This window comes from Nostoc sp. (assembly GCF_054880495.1).
The window spans coordinates 1-18,104 of record NZ_JBTYKD010000319.1; the positions used below are offsets into that span (position 1 = coordinate 1).

The 18,104-nt window shown below is 40.7% G+C and carries 12 protein-coding genes; 3 read left to right on the plus strand and 9 right to left on the minus strand.

All coding sequences use genetic code 11. The annotated features are described in order from the left end of the window. Window positions 1-292: 292 nt before the first annotated feature. From ACYTXL_RS27675 to ACYTXL_RS27700, 6 genes are all read right to left on the minus strand, one after another. Window positions 293-2,338: a hypothetical protein gene (locus ACYTXL_RS27675; RefSeq protein WP_461921296.1), complete on the minus strand. Its 2,046-nt coding sequence runs from the start codon at window positions 2,336-2,338 to the stop codon at window positions 293-295. Between the two features lie 23 nt (window positions 2,339-2,361). Further along, window positions 2,362-6,303, minus strand: coding sequence for a helicase-related protein (locus tag ACYTXL_RS27680; protein ID WP_461927488.1), 3,942 nt, complete (start codon window positions 6,301-6,303; stop codon window positions 2,362-2,364). A 6-nt stretch (window positions 6,304-6,309) separates the two neighbouring features. After that, a complete protein-coding gene (locus ACYTXL_RS27685; RefSeq protein WP_461921298.1) occupies window positions 6,310-6,819 on the minus strand; it encodes a papain-like cysteine protease family protein in 510 nt (169 codons plus the stop codon). Window positions 6,820-7,101: 282 nt separating this feature from the next. Beyond that, window positions 7,102-9,615 carry a hypothetical protein gene (locus tag ACYTXL_RS27690; RefSeq protein WP_461927489.1) on the minus strand — a complete coding sequence of 838 codons (2,514 nt, stop codon included), beginning with the start codon at window positions 9,613-9,615 and terminating at the stop codon, window positions 7,102-7,104. A 351-nt stretch (window positions 9,616-9,966) separates the two neighbouring features. After that, window positions 9,967-11,214, minus strand: a complete 1,248-nt coding sequence (locus tag ACYTXL_RS27695) for a DNA cytosine methyltransferase (protein ID WP_461927490.1) — start codon at window positions 11,212-11,214, stop codon at window positions 9,967-9,969. A 31-nt stretch (window positions 11,215-11,245) separates the two neighbouring features. Then, entirely contained in the window at window positions 11,246-11,473 is a 228-nt protein-coding gene (locus tag ACYTXL_RS27700; RefSeq protein ID WP_461927491.1) for a hypothetical protein, read from the minus strand. A gap of 126 nt (window positions 11,474-11,599) precedes the next feature. On the opposite strand from ACYTXL_RS27700, the gene ACYTXL_RS27705 reads away from it, so the two are divergent. From ACYTXL_RS27705 to ACYTXL_RS27715, 3 genes are read left to right on the plus strand one after another with little or no spacing between them, the layout of a single operon-like run. Further along, complete coding sequence (locus ACYTXL_RS27705) at window positions 11,600-11,740, plus strand: hypothetical protein (protein ID WP_461927492.1); 141 nt, start codon at window positions 11,600-11,602, stop codon at window positions 11,738-11,740. Window positions 11,741-11,779: 39 nt separating this feature from the next. After that, window positions 11,780-12,559, plus strand: a complete 780-nt coding sequence (locus tag ACYTXL_RS27710; protein WP_461921301.1) for a ParA family protein — start codon at window positions 11,780-11,782, stop codon at window positions 12,557-12,559. Between the two features lie 34 nt (window positions 12,560-12,593). Next, window positions 12,594-13,640, plus strand: a complete 1,047-nt coding sequence (locus ACYTXL_RS27715; RefSeq protein WP_461921302.1) for a ParB/RepB/Spo0J family partition protein — start codon at window positions 12,594-12,596, stop codon at window positions 13,638-13,640. Window positions 13,641-13,691: 51 nt separating this feature from the next. Here ACYTXL_RS27715 and ACYTXL_RS27720 read toward each other — a convergent pair whose 3' ends face one another. From ACYTXL_RS27720 to ACYTXL_RS27730, 3 genes are all read right to left on the minus strand, one after another. Continuing rightward, window positions 13,692-14,240, minus strand: a complete 549-nt coding sequence (locus ACYTXL_RS27720; protein WP_461921303.1) for a hypothetical protein — start codon at window positions 14,238-14,240, stop codon at window positions 13,692-13,694. A 42-nt stretch (window positions 14,241-14,282) separates the two neighbouring features. Continuing rightward, the gene (locus ACYTXL_RS27725) at window positions 14,283-14,540 is read right to left on the minus strand and encodes a hypothetical protein (RefSeq protein ID WP_461921304.1); all 258 of its coding nucleotides are present in this window, start codon (window positions 14,538-14,540) and stop codon (window positions 14,283-14,285) included. 154 nt (window positions 14,541-14,694) lie between these two features. Beyond that, window positions 14,695-17,970 carry an RNaseH domain-containing protein gene (locus ACYTXL_RS27730; protein ID WP_461921305.1) on the minus strand — a complete coding sequence of 1,092 codons (3,276 nt, stop codon included), beginning with the start codon at window positions 17,968-17,970 and terminating at the stop codon, window positions 14,695-14,697. Window positions 17,971-18,104: the final 134 nt, after the last annotated feature.

Sequence of the window (18,104 nt, forward strand, 5' to 3'; positions counted from 1 at the left end):
AACTCTTTCTTAGAGTCGTTTCCGTGAGGGTAAGGGGTGTGAATCCCTTAGCGGAATAGGTTCCGCGTTCTAAACGACCAGTTCAGGTCGCGCCTGCTCATTTCACCCCGTCACAGTATGGTTCACAATTTGGTCATGCAATGGGTAAAAGCACATTAAGTCCCGTTATTTGATTTACCGGGCATCTAAAACCCCTGCTTCGGCAGCAAAATTGTGAATTTTAGCAGTGGTAATATCCTTTAGTATTGGCTTAACATCACCCAAAGAATCCAGCCATTGTAAAAGTTATAGCCTAATCCAAACTACTATCCCACAGACCGATAAAGTGATCAGAGCCAACCACAGATGATAAATCATGCCAAAGGGTTCTTTGCACACCCTCCATGTCTGCACTAATTTCACCACCGTAAAGCAGTATGCGGCTGAGAGCATTATTAAACAGGCGACAAACTACTTCCGGTAAATGCAAGCATCCATTACAAGCACCACCTAAAGTCTCTTCACAATAAGGGTCAAACATACAATCGCCTCTTTCTTGCAAAAGGCTTTGGAATGCTTGATCTAGACGCTGCTCAAAGAAGGTTTTCAGTCCGCCAAGAGAAAATTCTTGTAAGCGATTTACAAAAACGATGGTTTGGTTGAGACTAAAAAGTAAATGTTCAGAAAGAGCAGTTTCGCCGAAACTGCTTTGGTCAGCGATCGCCTTAATTAACAGATGATTGGCACTGTGTAATGCCGAACTCACCAACCAGGGAATTAGAAAATCTGGAGACAAATTATCATCAAAAGCTGGCCCACTACGGCTAGTAATCCGACTATGACGCTCCAAAAGCCAAAGTGTTGGTTCGCTGATGCTAGCTGGATCGGGAGCTAAATTATTGGCATGGAGCCATTTCACAATCCTTTTGGCATCAAACTGGAACAAAAGTGCCTCAGTTGTTAGTTTATAAACGGGCATGGGAATCCAGTTTCCCTTTGGTTCGTCACCTGCCAAATCAAAGTTTTTCCGGTCAAATGCCCACAATACAGCAGCTTCTGGTTGGTGAGATAAGCGAGTATACCCATAAGCGAGATGCAAAACAGGTAAGTCTTGAATCACCGTCACTTGACTAATTCCCAGGCTTTTACGCATTAAATCCCCTGCTGCTTGTAGATTGGCACAGAAGGGAGAGCTAATTTTACCCAAATCCTTGACAGTATCATTAAGGGTTTTACGCTTTAAATCCATTAGCACAGCATAGTCACTCAGTTGCTCTCGAAGAGTGCGAGCATTTTCCTGTGCTGTTGTTAAACTTTCTCCGCGATCTCGTGTTTCTCTTTCAGCCTTAGCATCTCCTAAAAGTTGTTTTGTACTAAGAGAAAGTTGTAAGAGTGCTTTTCTCAATTCTGCAACTACTGGGCCTCCTGCCTCACTCTCTTGGACTTGTTTTTTGTTAGACAAAATTGTTTGGATTGTTGCTTCATCTAAACCACTCATTTGAAGCGTTTTAATTAATTGCTCCAATTCCTTTTGGTCTTCCTGTGTACCTTGACCAAGAACTCGGATAATTTCTGTTATTTCACAAATATTTTTACATTGACTATTAAAATAACCTAAATGGATTGCTAAAAGAGCAGAAAGAGATTCTGAATGAGCTAAAAACTTTTCAACATTTGGAGTTGGGTTAATTCGAGAAATTGAGTGAACAACTTGAAGCTTGTTATCAGAAACGTTAGTTAGTGTCATCATTGGGCTTGGCGGTTTTCCAGTTCTTGCCTCTACAGAATCCACCACATCGGGACGCTTCATAATCGATTGCCTTGCTAAAGGAAGGACAATTGTTTCTGCGTGATTACAGCCCTCAATCTTACACCGCCAGCGTTTTTGATACCCTCTTTCTAAAACTAAATAATCTAAATCGTGAACGGGACAAACTCTGGGGGTTAATTGAACCATTGTGCCATCAGCATGAGCAAACACAAATGGAATTTCGTTTAAGGTAGGATGACCACAACGATGGCAGGTCGCATCTGCCTCTCCTCTCCATTGTCTCATGTAACGAATCGCTCCACATTTAGCGCATTCGCGCACATCTAATCTTTTCCCATTAACCGATTGAGTAGTAACAAAAACACATTCTGCGGTGTATCTTCGGAAGGCTTCCATCTGAGCATCTAAATGCTTCCAACGAGTTAATTCTTGCCGCACAGCATCTTGTAAATCCCTACCCAAGTCATCTATTTTACGTGCATAATGTTTAATAACTTCAATAGTCCCAATAGGAATTGTTGCGACACTTCCAGGTTCAAATCGGCGTAATATTTGACCTTTAGAACGAGTATATGATTGTTGACTCATATTTATTCTCCGGTTAAAAATAGTTAGTACCCAGTAATCCGAATACCAGCATCTACATCTCGCAAAGACAGTAATAAGCGGAAATCATCAGGAATATCATTTTTTGTTAAAGCACTTGTTACTTGATTCGATTCATTAGGGTCTTGTACAATGCGCTCAATTTGAGAGAGGAAAGCGTTTTCTACTAAGTTTAATGGTCTTTGAAAAACCTCTCCTTCTGCTAAACCACTTGGATTGAGAGTTGTAGAAATTTTGTGAATTACTGCGCTCAAACTAACTGGTGAACGTCCTGTTCCAATACCATGAATTAAATCTCGTAATTTATCAATTTTGTCCAATTCTGCTAGGTCGATTTCCTGATTTCCTGGGCGCGTCATTGGACCATCAATGTGAAGCAAACGCCCAAGCAGTAAACCAAAAGCTGTTCGATAAAGTGCATTGTGAGCAAAGCGGTCAATGGGAACAGCTTCCACCATTTGGTCTAAATATTCGTGCGCTTTCACAAAATAGTCGAAAATAGCTCTTTCACGAGCGCGTTGCGGTCTGAATAAAATAAACACTAAACCAGGAACAGTTCGTCCAGCACGACTTGATGCTTGGATATATTCAGCTGTTGTGCTAGTCCATCCGTAAAACAACATCAAATTGAGTCGGTCAATATCGACCCCATGAGAAATTAAACTGGTTGCTACTACATCTGATAGTCGTTCTGGGTCATCCGGTTTTAAATTTCTCTGTGGTGTTTCCATCCGCTTGAGAACTTCTTTAACTACATCAATGCCATCATCTCCAGAAAGAGTTATTGCTTCTGGAAGCATAGCATTGGCTTTGTCTTCTCCAAATTGTTCTCGTAATACTGCTTTTACTTGTTCATTAATAGAACGTCGAATATCAGAACCATCATTTTTTGAGTTTACATAAGTACAGCAAAGGTCATGCTCATCAACCAACTGCAAAAATTGATCATCGGTTAAAGAACTTAGTCCATACTCTACCTTATAATTTGTAGGATTATTACGAATAATTTCTAACTCAGTTCGCAAAGCTAAAATTAAAGACATTGAAGCATCAAGGGCATTTGCGGCTGTCGGGCGTAGTCCAATAAAGCCTCTGGTTACATAACGGCTATGTTCGTTTGCATAAAAACTGCGCCCCTGAGCAGGCCCTCGCACTGGAAATTGAGAAAGTTCTCGCCAGTAAAGATGCCTGATTTGTTGTTCTGCCCCTTCAATCGTTGCGGTTGCTGCTAGTATTTTAGGGCGGTTAGCTCCTCGTTCTTGGTGAATGGCATCGATGAGAGCTTCATAATGACCATCAAAAGTCCCCAACTCTTCGCGCAGTAGGTGTAACTCATCCTGAAAAATCAGAGGTATACCAGGGTCAACAGGTGGTGTAGAGATAAGTTTTAAATTCTTACGAGTACATCCACCTACTGAACCCTGTTTATGACAAGTATAGTTAGCAGCAAAACCATGCACCGAACAAATATGCGATGCTGCGCCAAACAAAGTACGACTGGCTGGACGGAAAGTGATGTTGGCAATTTTATCGAGAGTTCCTACCAGCAAAGTCGGTAGTCGGCTATAAATATCTTCATCAACTATGTAGAGTGGAATTTCCCGACCGCAAGCACCTTGAGGTAAAGGTTCATTGAGAGGACCACAGCGATGTCGAAGTTCTTTGGTTTGAGGATCAATGAAAGTGTGAACATTTTCTAATCCACAGTAGGGGCAACGCATCACCATACGATACTGCTGGATAGAGCTAGGAACGTAGTAGCCAACATCTGCCAATGTCAAATATTTAGGAGGTTGTACACCCGCAGCTTGCATTTGTTTTCTAGCTTGCCCTTTGTACTTTTCAACCTCATCAGGAACAGATTTAAGAGAGTTAGGGCTATTATCTCGACCGCCGTAATAACCCACTGTAAATTCAGGTGTTTTAGCTAAATCTGGTTGTGTTTTTCTGATTTCATCAGCAACAACCAAAGTGTCCAAAAAGCGTTGCAACTGTTGATAAGTTAGTAAGCGCAAGGGATAGCGCAACCAAGCCACAACACCCCAATCTCGACCCCGCAAGCGGTCAAAAAATGCTTGAGTCAGGATAATTCCCATTACTGCTTCGGATTTACCACCGCCTGTGGGAAAATGAACCACAGCCGCATGGTCAACCTGTGCTAGGGCGTTACTAGCAAAATCTCCTGTCCATTGTCGCGCTGCCAAGGCAGCAAGGTTAGACACAATGTAAACTATTTGGAAAGGTCGCCAGTTTTCATAAGGAGATTTATGACGCTGTTTGCGTTTATCGTCAATTTCGGCGAACGTTTGGTTCATTAGATTAAAAGCTCGCCGCAACTGTGCATATTTTGGATTTGATAAGACCTGAATACCTAGCTCAAATCGCTGAATTTCTTGTTGAAAATTGTCCAAATCTTTTTGAGCATCAGTGCTATGTTGAGTCCCTCCTGTTTGTGGATGTTTTTGGTTAATTAATGCTTGCCAATTATCTCGATACTCCTGCATCTGAAGCAAAATCGATTGGAGTACTTGTAGGTCAGCATCTCCATCAGCTTTTGCCAAATTTTTAAAGGGTGCTTGAATGCCAGCAGTATAAAGTCTTTTTTGCCAATAAATTGGTAAAAACTCAGTCCAAATACGAACTACACCATTAATCTCCTCAAATTGCGGTGTACAGTTAATTCCTTGAGCAGGAACAGTAGAATCAACTTGATAAGATATCTGAAATCGAGATAATTCTATTGGTTGCCAAATTTCTTTCGGTAATTTAACTGCAAGACTTGCTCCAAATAAACCCGTATCTCTTGGGTCGCCAAAACCATCAATTTGTTCACTTTTATTTCTCAGAAATAAGCGTAGTCTCGTTTGTCCGCCTAAACTTCGTCTTTGCGCTTCTACCTGAACTTTGAAGTTAACGGGAGCAACTTGACCTAACTTAATTTCACCGTCAGCAGTGGTATTGTCATTTTTATTGTTCCTTTTTTTGTTAGCTATTCGCTGACGCAGTTGTGCTTGTAATGCTTTATAATTCTCTGCTTGAGCAAAGGCAACTTCGGGACCAGTCAAATCATCAATGGTTGGATTTAGTCCTAATAACCAAGCCAAAGAATCTGCTTGATGTGCTTCAGTGATATTTTTTAGTTGTTCTGTAATATCTTGATTAAGTTTGGCAAGAGTAAGAGAACTATCTAATAAATCTTGAATAGTAGAACTGATATTAGCACTGATATCAAAACGCTGCCACATTGGTCGAAGTGACCTGTCAACAGTTTTACTCAAATCAATTTTGGGTAGAAAAACGCTGAAACGAATGCTCAAATCAACAGGTAATTGCTTTTGATTCCAATCTGCTGCTAAGTTAATTACTAAACCACAGTTACTAGGACGAAAAGTATTTTGCTGCTCACTACTGACTGTTGAAGCTGCTGGTAACGGCGAAAGATACCCAGTTGGCATTAAGCGTCGAGGTTCGGTTGAACCTGTGACAACACTTCGATGGTCAGATGTTCCTGTTATGTGACCGCGTATACGCCTATAAAAACTCTCAACAAATTGTCGATGTTGTTCCTGTCTTTGAGAATCAAATACATTTAAACCTTTGTCAGTCAAAATTGATTCTGGGTCAGTTGTTGAAGACTGATTGAACGGCTTTTGTAATGCTAATGCTTCTTCAGGTGTACCAAAATCACCAATCTCTTGAGGTAGGGTCAGCTCATCTCCTTTAAAAAACTTGCGGACAAGACTCATTACCTCGCCAATAATGTGTTGGTTGTATTTAAAAGTATCTCCAAAATTATTGTCATAATTTATAATTTGTAATTGACGATTTGCAATCTGGTCGAACTGGCGTGAAAATGTGAACTGATGTTGTTCATCACCAATTGACATACAAACCTTCAAGAAATTTGTGTCAGTGTTTGGTTGAATTTTCAAGACTTGAGTCTTCATAATTTTTTAAGATATAAGATATATGCCTTGAAGCGTCCAGTATTGCAAAAAAGTATATTTATCCATTTTATATTGGGTTTGATTCCAAGGATCTCGAATGCAAAGCCTGCCATCAGTATCGAAACCATTAACTACGACTAAGTGACCCAGACGAGAGCGTTGCTCTCGAAGCTCTGCTATCCAGAATCCTGTAGACATGAGTACTTCTAGCAGTTCCTCATCATTTGCTCCTGGAATGTCTAAGGAACCCTCAATCCATTTTCTCGAAGTATCATTATCTAGTTCCTGAATTGATTGTGCTAAAATGTATACATTTACAGGAGTACCGGATACTGAAGCAATACGTTCCTGACTAATGTCATTGACTCCAAGGGCTTTCAGTAATATCTCAGCACAAGCAGGGCCACAGGAGAGGCTATCTTGTTGTTTGATAACCGTAGGGTCGTCCACTTCATCAATAACTTGCCAATTCCCTCCTGCGCCGGAAAATTCAAGCTTTGATTTTTCAGTATTCAATCGTCTCCTTATAATCTCTGCTCGGCAAAGTAGTTTATCTCACCAAGTGTTACTCCTGGTCAAGTCATATCTTATTTACCATAAAATTTCCAGTAAGGGTAGTGTTACCGAAGGTGTCACCAGAGTGGAAGTAATCTACAAATACTACCATACAAGCGTTTGAGCCTTTATATTGATTCTAGATAGCGCAAAGCACCCACGCCCTAGCGATCAAAGTTGCTGTGCTGCTTACATTTCAAGGGTTTCAGATGCTATTTACTGGATGTGCTTAACTTAACAACTTTAACCGCTTGATCTCATCCTAAAAAGACGATTATAGGGAAATTCAGGCGGTTGACGAATTAGTTGAGGTTTAGACTGTACCTTTAACACCAACATTGCATCTCGCAGCTCACCAACAGTGATAAAAACTTGCTCGTATTGAAACACAATTTCATCTGATTTTCGCTCTTTCCATCCTTCTTGAGCGCACGCAGATATCACTTGACCAAGTTGTCTACGCTTAATTCTCAAGTCATTAGCTTTTAGCCAAAATTCTTCAAAACCTGAATGAGCTAAAGGTGGTACAAACCAGAAGAAATGTTCTTTTTCACGAGGTAGGCTGAGAAGGTCATCACCACTCATCCAATTGTACTTAATTGTTTCTTCACTAATTGGTATAAGTGTGTTACGCCGAATTTGTTGGCATACAGTTGCCAATTTCAAATTTTTAACTTGCTTTTTTACTAACTCCCGCCAACCTTCCAACTGGACGCGATAGAGATAGTTAACTTTAGTATCCTCCAGTAAACCAGCCTTTTGAGCAAATAACTCATCACGAGTCATACCATCAAATAAAACAATATTTGTTCCCGCAGTAATTTCTCTGACGGCAACAACCTGAGCTTTTTTACTTAATAAAACTAAAAAGTCACTTCCAGGTGCTACCCTAATTTTCCAACCAGGCTCAAACTCTACTAAATAATGCGAATCTAAATTATTTGAAATATAATTTTTCAAACCTGAATCTAAACTACTTACACTCAAATTACTGAAGCTTTCTTCAATTTTTGATAAATTGATACTCTTGCTTAATGTACCTTTTCCTGTATTAACTACCTGAACTGATGTATATTCAGGACTAAAGCCGTAACGTCCTAATTCTTTCCCTAGGTCTTGATTTTCAGTTAATCTCTGCCAAGTTTTACGATGCCATTCTCTAGCATCAATTTCTAAATTGCTCCACCATCGTTCCGCACGCTCCGATAGGAATGACCACAGCAAAACATCAATATGGCGGAAGAAAGTTGTTTGCAAGATATCCCGGTGACAAGCCTTTGGCTGACCTATAACTATAAGTTTTTCTCCACCCATCCCTCGAATTTGGCTAAGTGGTAAAATTTTAGGTACAGAAGAAGAGGTATTTCCTATCAAAAACTCCTGCAAAGCATTAGCTATTTCTGAATTTTCAACTCCGATAACGGTTTTCCCATCAGATGCTTTGATGATTTCAATAAAAGGATTAGGGTTGAGTTTTTGTAGTCTGAGTGCAAGAGAACTGAGAAGATTATACAAATTTAGAGCTTTATCATCTTGAGATTTATTTGCCGCACTTTGTAAGCGTTGGAGTGCGCTTTCTATAAATTTACTCCAGAGGAGGTAAAAAGGTAAAACTGGAGACGAGAGATGTCGCCAAATTTTCCATCCTGTGACTCCAACATTTCTAAGCTGAGGTTGTTTAGCTAAATCAATAAGTAAATTAGATGTTTCTTGGAAAAGCTCTGCTATTTTTTCTTCATCTTCAGTATCAAAGTCAAAAGTTTTGATAATTACTTGTGATTCTCTCAATGATTGACGTTTTCTTTCAAGCAATAAATAGCTCTCTTCAATTGGATGAATTATTCCACTATTAGCAAAAAGACCCCGTTCCTCTGGATAAGAACGCAAAGACCAGAAGTCTATTGCCCAAAGTGAGATTCCCCAGGGATGCTTTTTCTCATGGTATTCAATGTCTCTCATTACCCAAGGAGGAATGATTCCCACCATAGGAATTCCTTTCTGTCTACAAACGGTAGCTAATTCATATGCTTCATTGCCATAGGTAGATGGAGATGGATAAGTTCGCCCAGATGGGTCATCAATTACAACTAGGGAGCAATAATTTGACTGCTTTAGTAATTCAGCCGCATCTGAAAGTGACCTTACCGTTACAACTCTTAGACGTTCACTTCTTGATGATTCATCAAATTTATACGCGGGTAAACAAACAATCCTCTCTCTGAGAAGGTAGTCATCGTCCTGTTTTTCGACAATATTAAATGCTCTAGTTGTTCTTAAATTAGAGATTTGACCATTATCTTGAGGTCGAATCCAAATAGCAAAATCTTTAGCGGATACTGCATGATTTGTACTATAAATATCTCTTAATTCTCTAGGTATATGTGCATAGTAGATGATTAAAAGGATGCCGAGAGAAACGGGAGAAACAGGAAAACTAATAAAAAGTTGCCGACGCTCAGAAATATTTAAAGCAGATAAATAAACTAGGTCTTTTTCTAGCGGATGTATTTGTATTGAGTGCCTATCCGTTTTTAAACAGCCAAGTATTCGGTCGAACAATAAATGTCTGACTTCTAATTTAGGGCTCTTTGGCTGTGTTTCCTTGATGGAAGCACCAGACTCATCGTACACTTCATGGGTTGGTTCCGGATTAAAAATTTCTCTAAAAATTTCTCCCCAAGGCCGTTTTGTGCAAGCTTGTCTAGCTAAACTTATTCCAGCTTGAGTTTCAGTAGGAGAACCATCTTTAGGTGACACTGCTGCAATCTGCTGTAGACGTTCTGAGTTTAAGTTGTTTCGGAGGGTCGTTGCCAATGATGGGTCTACAGATGAAATACTTGTCACATCCAGACCAAAAAGTATACGAATAGTTTCATCTAGCGATGGTTCTGCTGGCATCCACCCTGTCCTGTTTAGACCATACTATATAAAAGATACCCAAATTATCTAAGTAACTACCAAAAGTACTTGGGAGGATTCACTAATCTAGTTAGAAAATACAGCTATTAGTAAATCTCAATTTCTTCAAGCTTCAGTTTATTCAAGTAACTAAATTTACAGATATTTACGAAGTTTTACTGTAGTAGGCTGCACATTTGAGCAAAACCGCTAGTGTGAGCATTGATCCAGTTGTCTAATCAAAGATTGTGCGATCGCTTTTGCCAGTATAGGAGGTACAGCGTTACCAATTGCTTGGACGACTGAATGATACTCGTGTCCTAACCGAAAATCGTCTGTGAAGCCCATTAATCGAGCTAACTCACGAGGAGTAAGTGTTCTTTCATACTTATAATGGTAAGCAAAATCTGCGTGACCTTGCACTGTGGGACTGTGACCTTCTGGAAGCAAGCGACGGTAAGCGCTGTAGTGACTGCGCCTCAGCTTTCCACTTGTTGGGTCGCCAGGAATTTTATAAGTTAAGGGTTCGGGTAAATCTCTCCAGTTGCCACCTGGTATAACAGCTTTTAACCTACAAAGAGTTTCTGGTCGTATGCGTTGAACTACATGACCATCAGTTTCCTTTAATTGCTGTCTTGCCCATTTTTGATAGGCACTTTGAGGAGGAGTTGAGTAGGAGCGATTACTTCCATGAGTTTTGCTTTCCAGGATTGGCAAGTCTGAGATTGCCTGTTCTACATTGACCAGTTGCTCTTCATCTGGATTAACTAGACGCGATCGCCAAGGCTCCTTAAGCTTTGGGTAGTATAATATTTTTCCATTTTGCTCATCTCTTTGCCACCAAAAATTATGATGAGGAATATCCAATCCTTTTGGAATAATTGGAACTTGCCCAACATCCCATCTAATACCCACCACAAATAATCTTTTTCTTCGAGAGGGATTTCCAAAGTTTGCAGCTTCTACCACTGCATGAGTAACAGAATAGCTGTTTCGCCCTCTTAACCTACCAATAAATCGTTTAAATACCCGAAAATTTTCTAGAGTCGGCACATTTTCATAAATAAAACCAATGGGATTTAACTCTCGCACAATCTCAGCAAACTTCATTACAAGACGATTATGCGGGTCTGAATCTGTATCTTGACCATTACGAATTTGTGTGAAACCTCGGCAGGGGCTACCACCAACAACTAAATCAACTCCACCATTAAATCGAATTTTTTCAAGTAATTCTCTTATATTTGAAAGTTTAGATAAGTCAAGATTTAATACACAAGTATTTGGTAGATTGCGCCTGTAAAGAGCCAGAGCAGGATTATGATTATCTACTGCCCAGAATGGTTCAATAACTCCAGTAGCTTTCAATCCCCAAGATAAACCACCCATGCCACAAAATAGATCTAAGGCTTTAAGCGCCATCAAATCGTCTCCCCAAAGACAAGAAAGAATCTGCACGAAACAAATCAATTATTGGAACTATATATGTTTATATTTCAAGAGAACAATTACACAGCCATACTTGTGAGACACTTGCCGTCTTGGCGGTTCCCGTCGTTAGCGCTAGCGGTAGCGAGGAACGAGCGTCTGGCAAAGTGTCGAACCCGAAGGGTGAAAGCGGCTTTGATAAAGTCTGAGTTCTATCTACGTAGCAGGCTGTATTTTTATTTTCCGTAACTTTCTGATTGATCGGTAAAGGTAAATCCTGTATCTGCATTTTTGCTAATTTTACACTCGCGCTTCGTGCATCATATCTTACTAAAAGTTTAAGTTCCAATGCTAATCGAATTACTGCTGAATCGATTTCCTAGTATTGCTGGGATTGATATCCCCCCACACAGGAATGCTAATCGAATTACTGCTGAATCGAATTCCTAGCGAACCCTTGAATTTTGTATTGCGCCACACTCACAGCTACAATCACCTGTATATGGGACTTTATTACATCCTCTCCTTAGCGGATAACGTTATCCGCCAAATCTGACTCATCCCCAAATAACAAAGAAATTCTCAACCAACTATCGTGACTAAAACTCGCATCATTACGTTATTCAACCAGTCAGGGGGCGTTGCCAAAACAACTTTGACTCACAATCTGGGCTACCATCTCGCAGCCAACAAGCACCGCGTCCTGCTCGTGGACATGGACCCACAGGCATCTTTAACCAACTTCTTGGGTGTAGACCCTGAAGAACTAGAAAAAACTGTCTACAACGCGATAATTGATGAAGAACCATTATTTGTCTACCCTGAAAAAATCCAGGGTATGGCACTGGCACCCACCAATATTAATTTAAGTGCCGCCGAACTCCTCCTACCAGCTGCCACCGCACGAGAATATCGCCTCCACGAAGCCCTTGCCCCCATCCGCGATGATTACGATTTTATCCTCATTGATTGCCCCCCGTCCCTTGGCATTTTAAGTATCCTCAGCCTAACTGCTGCTACCCACATTCTCGTACCTATTCAGTGTCAATTTAAATCTTTCCTGGGTACAGACCTACTGCTTGATACTGTCGCCAGGGTTAAAAAAAAGCTCAACAAAGGACTACAAATTGCTGGGTTTATTCCCACAATGCTCGATAGCCGCACCGCACAAGAAACCCGCACTCTCCAAGCTGTGGAAGAACAACTTTCCCAAATTGGTACGATATATCCTCCTATCCCCAAATCTATCGCCTTTGCGGATGCCTCCGAGCGCAGAATGCCGTTGGGAATGTATGATAAAAAACACGCCGCAGTCAAAATCCTAAACAAGATTGCCAAAGAGTTAGACAAATTAAAAGTGGAGTCGTCGGGCTAAACCCACAGGTCTGCCACACTTACTAGGAGGTTCTGTGAGTAAAAAAGACGCAGCGTACACCGCAAAACTCAAACACGCCAACCCAATAGATTTAATGTTTGGCGGTAGCGAAGATGAACCCGCAACGCCATCTAACAAATCAACCAACACGATTCTCATCCAAGAAATTAAATTACCGCCCACCCAACCCAGGCGTTATTTCGACCTCAAAAAGTTGGAAGAACTTTCGCTATCTATTAAAGAGCTAGGCATCCTCGAACCATTAATCGTGCGCTCTCAACCAGATGGAAATTATGAACTCATTGCTGGCGAGCGTCGTTTCAAAGCAGCTATTATGGCTGGGTTGGAAGAAGTGCCTGTCGTCATCAAGGAAATGGACGACGACACGGTTAAGCAGGTGCAATTAATTGAAAACCTCCAGCGTGAAGATTTGAATGCGTATGAGGAAACAATCGGAATTTTGGAGTTACTGGCACTGCGCCTCAATTCAACCCAGGATGAGGTAATCAGCCTGCTCAACCGTATGTCCAAGGCTAATCGCCAACAAGCGGATAACGTTATCCGCCAAAAAGAAAACAAGGAAATCTTTACCCTTGATGATGTTATCCATCCTTCAGATGATAAAAAAGCGGATAACGTTATCCGCCATGAAGAAAATGTTGTAGTAGAAGGTATATTTGCCTCTCTTGGTAGGCTTTCAGCTGAATCTTTCCGTACTAATCGCCTGCCATTACTCAATCTCCCTGAAGATATTAAAGAGGCACTGCAAAAGGGGTCAATTGAGTACACCAAAGCGCGTGCGATCGCCAAAGTGAAGGAGGATGTAAAACGCGCTCCTTTACTGCAAGCAGCAATCAAAGAAAATTTATCACTTACAGAAATCCAACTCTTGATACGAGATATCTTCGCTCAGGAGAAAGCAGACACTACCCCATCACTTAAAACCCAGTACAAGGAATTAAGCAAACAACTTGGTTCATCCAAAGTCTGGGATAACCCAAAGAAAAAGAAAGCGTTGGAGAAATTGCTCAATCAAATTAAAGTACTCTTGGATGAAGAACAAGCCATTACAAAAACTTAAATTTCCGACTCCCGTAACTTGTAGTCTTGTCATATGTATGACAAAGTTCGATTAAGCACCTAACCGTTGCTGCATGATTTGTTGTGCCAGTTCGTAGTCACGCCCAACGAGGTAGGAAAAATGATAGTAGGAGGCAACATAGAAGTCACAGTCATGATTCTGATAGCGGTCAGCAACCGCGAGAAACCCGTAGCGGGCATCACTTATATCAGAGAACCAAGTACTGTGGTAGGTATCAAATAAAAATAACGTCAGCGAGTTTTTATCTAAGCTTGCATTCAACCGCAGTAGATGGAGATGGGGATGGTGGGCACGTCCTATTGGCAGGAGTAAGTCATACCCATCAAAGTTAATAAATTCTGCAAGTTCGCCTTCGGTATAATCATCTGTGCGCGGATTAGGCAGTAAGTACTCCCAGCGGATAAAAAACTCGTGTTTAGCATCAAATCCGGGGTCGATATCGATTCGCCAATATTCACTTTGGCAAAGTTCCTCAAGCACTGATGCAGGTAAATCTGTAATTTTCATCGCCAATTTCTCCAAGCGCGTGGAAATATCATCTTGCACAAAGCTCTGCTGTAAAGAAGTTAAGTCGGTCATACTCCACCTAAATATTCCGTAATAAACAGCAGTTACCTGGGTTTAATCTCCCCTCTCTAACGATCGCGCCATCAAATAAGCTTCTTCTGCCGTGTACCGAGTACCTATGCCGCCCACAACATTTACTATGTACTTCTGCTTGCTCTTGTGGCTAAGTCGTTCTAGGTCTACAGGTGATTCAGTGTGCCCAAATACCATATAATTGGTACTAATCTCCTCCACCATCCACACCGTAATCCTTTGAAACTCGTAATTGGCGAACACTTGAGCTGCATGTTTAGCTTTTTCTAAGTCGGTCATCGCCTGCTACTCCAATCGCACCTTAATTAATTTACCACCTTTTTTAATACATATGTACCAATAAATAGCGGTATAGGTGGCGTAACAGTCCTTTACAAGCTGTCCTAATTTGCAGCTTGTCCTCGCAGGCGTGAGCACTTTGTGAGCGTCCTTTCTACGACTCTGCCTCCACTTCAGTATCCTCATCTTCAATCGCAAACTCGCTAATGTAGTCCCGCACAACACGCTCAAAAAATAGGGGAGCAGGTAAGGTAGTCCAGTCTCTATAGTGACCGAAACTATAGCGCAGTGATTCTACAAGCAAAGCAAGATTGTCGGGATTATCCCCCGGTTGTTTCAAAGCAACAACTATTTCCAGGGGATTTGGAGTTGGCCAGTGACCCAAAAATGCTTTTCTTGTTGCAATTCGATGAACTGCTAACCCAGCTTTGTTATAAAGTTTATCTCTGGAACCATCATCTTTTTCAGCATGGATGTTAATTCGGGTTGGTAGGTAGCAACTTTGTCCCCTGGAATACTGATGAGGCATTCTCTTTCCCACAGACAGATAAGCAAAACACCCAGTTTGATTTGTCTCTGTTTTTTTGGGAGTCAACCGAAATAATCCCGTAGAACTAGAAGCAGAAGGAATTTCAATGCTGGGGGGCAATTTTTGTAGTTCTTTTATAGACCGTGTATCTTCTAACGATGTTTCTGCCAACTGTCTGGCTTTTTTCTCAATAATTCCAGGGGCAAGGTCTTGACGAATCCGAACTATGCGTGCGCCTTGCCACTCCTGCTGCATCCACTGATATTGCTGCCCAAGGTCAATTTGATTAGTATCCATCCTAATATCAGCAAGCCAAGGCCACAGTTGAACGCAGTTAGAAGAATCAATCATTATTAATGGCTGTGCCCCTTCTTCCACAGAATTAGAAATAATCTGTTTTACAAATTCCATGAATCGAGTCTTACGCACTTCATTTTTATCACCCAGTTTTACTGGAGACAGTTGAGCAATGAAGGCGATCGCATGGCTAAAGTCTTTCCACGGACTAATTTCTAAACGATTTGCTTTTTCATAAGCACAGCACAGTTCGCATTTGCCTGTATCTACCTTAAGGCGCATTGCTACTGCTAAAAATGTATCTTTGATTGGGCCGCGAACACGACCCCTCTGTTTGCGGACAATTGTAATACTCAAAATTTCTTTTGGTCTGGCTTCAGGTGAGATATTTTCTAAGTATTTGTCAACTTTTTCTTGCACACTATCAATACGACCAGAATGGGCAGAAAGCAAATCTTTCAAAGCTGCTTGTAGGCGATGAAAGAAATTTCCAAGTTTGAAACGTTTTGTTGTTAAAGTCTTGCCCATCGGTTCCAAAAACTGCACGCAAGCACCTGCTTTTGCAGCCAGTGCTTGACGGGTTGAAGGTTTGTTCACCTTATCATCAGGTCTAACAGTCTTCTGACCGTCTGGGTCTGGGTAAAATTTCGGTGCTAGTATGAGACAGAAAGTTTGCTGTCTGCGGTCTTTAATTTGTTGAGCTATTGATTCCCATGCTTCAACCCGATGGCGCGATCGCTCTTTTGCTTTCAATTTGTTACCAGGCAGCAAATCTCGCAGTCCGTGGGTATTAGCAGGCAAGCGGTTAAATAGAACTTCGAGAGTATCCCCCCATAAAAGGGGAATAATAGCTTTTAGTAACTTTACTTCCACTTCCAAGCCATCTTCATAAAATACAATTAGCGACAAACGCTCGTTGGGATACAGCCGTCGCATAGCTGCTTGGTTTGCCTGAATAATAGCTTGAAGTTCCTGGGTCTGGTCTGGTAATTTGGGTTTGCTAAATTTAAGAGCTTTTCTTCCACTATCAATTGCTTCTAAACTGATGCCAAAGTATTTGTTTAGTATGCTGTTAAGTTGACTATCGTCTAGTCGATCGAGGTAGTTCGGGGTAAATTCCGAGTAGGGTTTTGGGTTGCGATTCGAGTTAGGGTTTTGATCGGTATTTGTTTCAAGAATTTCCAGAGCAGCACCAAGCAACGTAGGTAAGTTAATCATGCGTGATGCAATATCATCCAGTTTATGCTTGGATTTAATTGGCTTATAACTGTCGAACGGTTTTATTTTTAATGGTTTGAGAATTTTTGTTATTTCCTCAAAAGCTTTTAACTTATCAATTTCCGGTACACCCTTTTCAATTCCATCTTCTTCGGAAGCATCTTCGTATGAATCGGAATTGTCTTGAAGCCCATCGCGGTAAGTAAGCAATACTTTACATTTCTCGTTTGACGCTGCACCCAATGCAATTTGTTGCCCATCAAATGGCTGCATTGATAACTTGAGTTGGCGACGTATAGCTTCAAAATCTTTATCTGTTACCCAACACCAGTTTTTATTTTTATCCTGTTGACAGATTATTTTGAAACTAAAGGCGCGGTCAGAATAGTCTTCAGAAAAGATATAGCCACTAATATCTCGGCGGTCAACAAAGCTGGGAGATTTTAATTGGGTGAGCCAGCGACGTTTGGAAACATCAATTTTCAACAAAGGCTGATGTAAGGATGGGTAAGTCACAACTTCCAGTCGTATTACCAAACTAAATTTTCCGGCGATGGGATTGGTAATCAGTTCTGCCATACCATTCGTAAGTGTTCCACTGCTGGAAATAATGCGTTTTACCGAACCTAAGCCTTGGAAAATTTCATGTCCGGCAATTTGGCGAGCAACAAAGTCTGCTAGCATTCGATAGGCATGTTTATCTTTTGCCTGAGTTGTGCCTGTTTCTTTTGACCAATCCCAAGGTAAAGTATGGGATTTAAATGGAGAAATTGTTAGCAACTCATTCTCTTCTAGAAGGTCTTCCAAACGCTCGATAACTTCTGGCAATACTTTTTCTTTTTTAGCAAAAGGTTTGACATAGTTAGTTATCCAATCGTTGAGAATTGAGCGCATAACCTTTTTAGTTTCTTCTTCATTACCGCCATTTATGTAAGCAAAAGGTTCTGGCTCCCTCGTATTTTTAGGATTTAATGTATATTTATCGAACCCTAAATATGATTGAATTCTTGCTGCATTGTTCAATCCTACTTCTAAAAGTCCTCGCAGAGATGCATAGGGGATATTTTTGACATTAAAAGCTTCATTACTGGAACTTACTTTTAAAATTTCTGCAAAAATTCCTAGAGATTTCTTTGTCCACGCAAGTGTGAAACCTTCTACTAATATTGTTGGTAAATTGTCTGCTACGGTCAAAGCTAAAGGATATCGTTCGATCAGCTTGGGAACTCTTGATAGTGGAACGTAAAAAGTTTCTGAGAGCAAAGTAAATTCTGCTATTTCATCTTCATCTAAAATCAATGATTCTTCATCCATCTCGGATAAATCTACTCCTACAGATAAGTAAGCTTCATTTAACTCAAAATCATCAGAAAAGTTATTACTCATGATTGCATCTCCTAAAAATACTAAAAATTATCGAATAGTTCTTAGTCTATCAACTGTTATTTTGCTGGCATTACCCCAATCGTAATAATCGTTGCGCTGTAAATAACCAAGGCTTTGGCTACACATCATCACCT

What these genes read in the sequence shown, in the direction of transcription:
- ACYTXL_RS27675 (WP_461921296.1), bottom strand. Translation starts at nt 2,338, where the DNA reads ATGAGTCAACAATCATATACTCGTTCTAAAGGTCAAATATTACGCCGA.
- ACYTXL_RS27680 (WP_461927488.1), bottom strand. Translation starts at nt 6,303, where the DNA reads ATGAAGACTCAAGTCTTGAAAATTCAACCAAACACTGACACAAATTTC.
- ACYTXL_RS27700 (WP_461927491.1), bottom strand. Translation starts at nt 11,473, where the DNA reads ATGCAGATACAGGATTTACCTTTACCGATCAATCAGAAAGTTACGGAA.
- ACYTXL_RS27705 (WP_461927492.1), top strand. Translation starts at nt 11,600, where the DNA reads ATGCTAATCGAATTACTGCTGAATCGAATTCCTAGCGAACCCTTGAAT.
- ACYTXL_RS27720 (WP_461921303.1), bottom strand. Translation starts at nt 14,240, where the DNA reads ATGACCGACTTAACTTCTTTACAGCAGAGCTTTGTGCAAGATGATATT.
- ACYTXL_RS27725 (WP_461921304.1), bottom strand. Translation starts at nt 14,540, where the DNA reads ATGACCGACTTAGAAAAAGCTAAACATGCAGCTCAAGTGTTCGCCAAT.
- ACYTXL_RS27730 (WP_461921305.1), bottom strand. Translation starts at nt 17,970, where the DNA reads ATGAGTAATAACTTTTCTGATGATTTTGAGTTAAATGAAGCTTACTTA.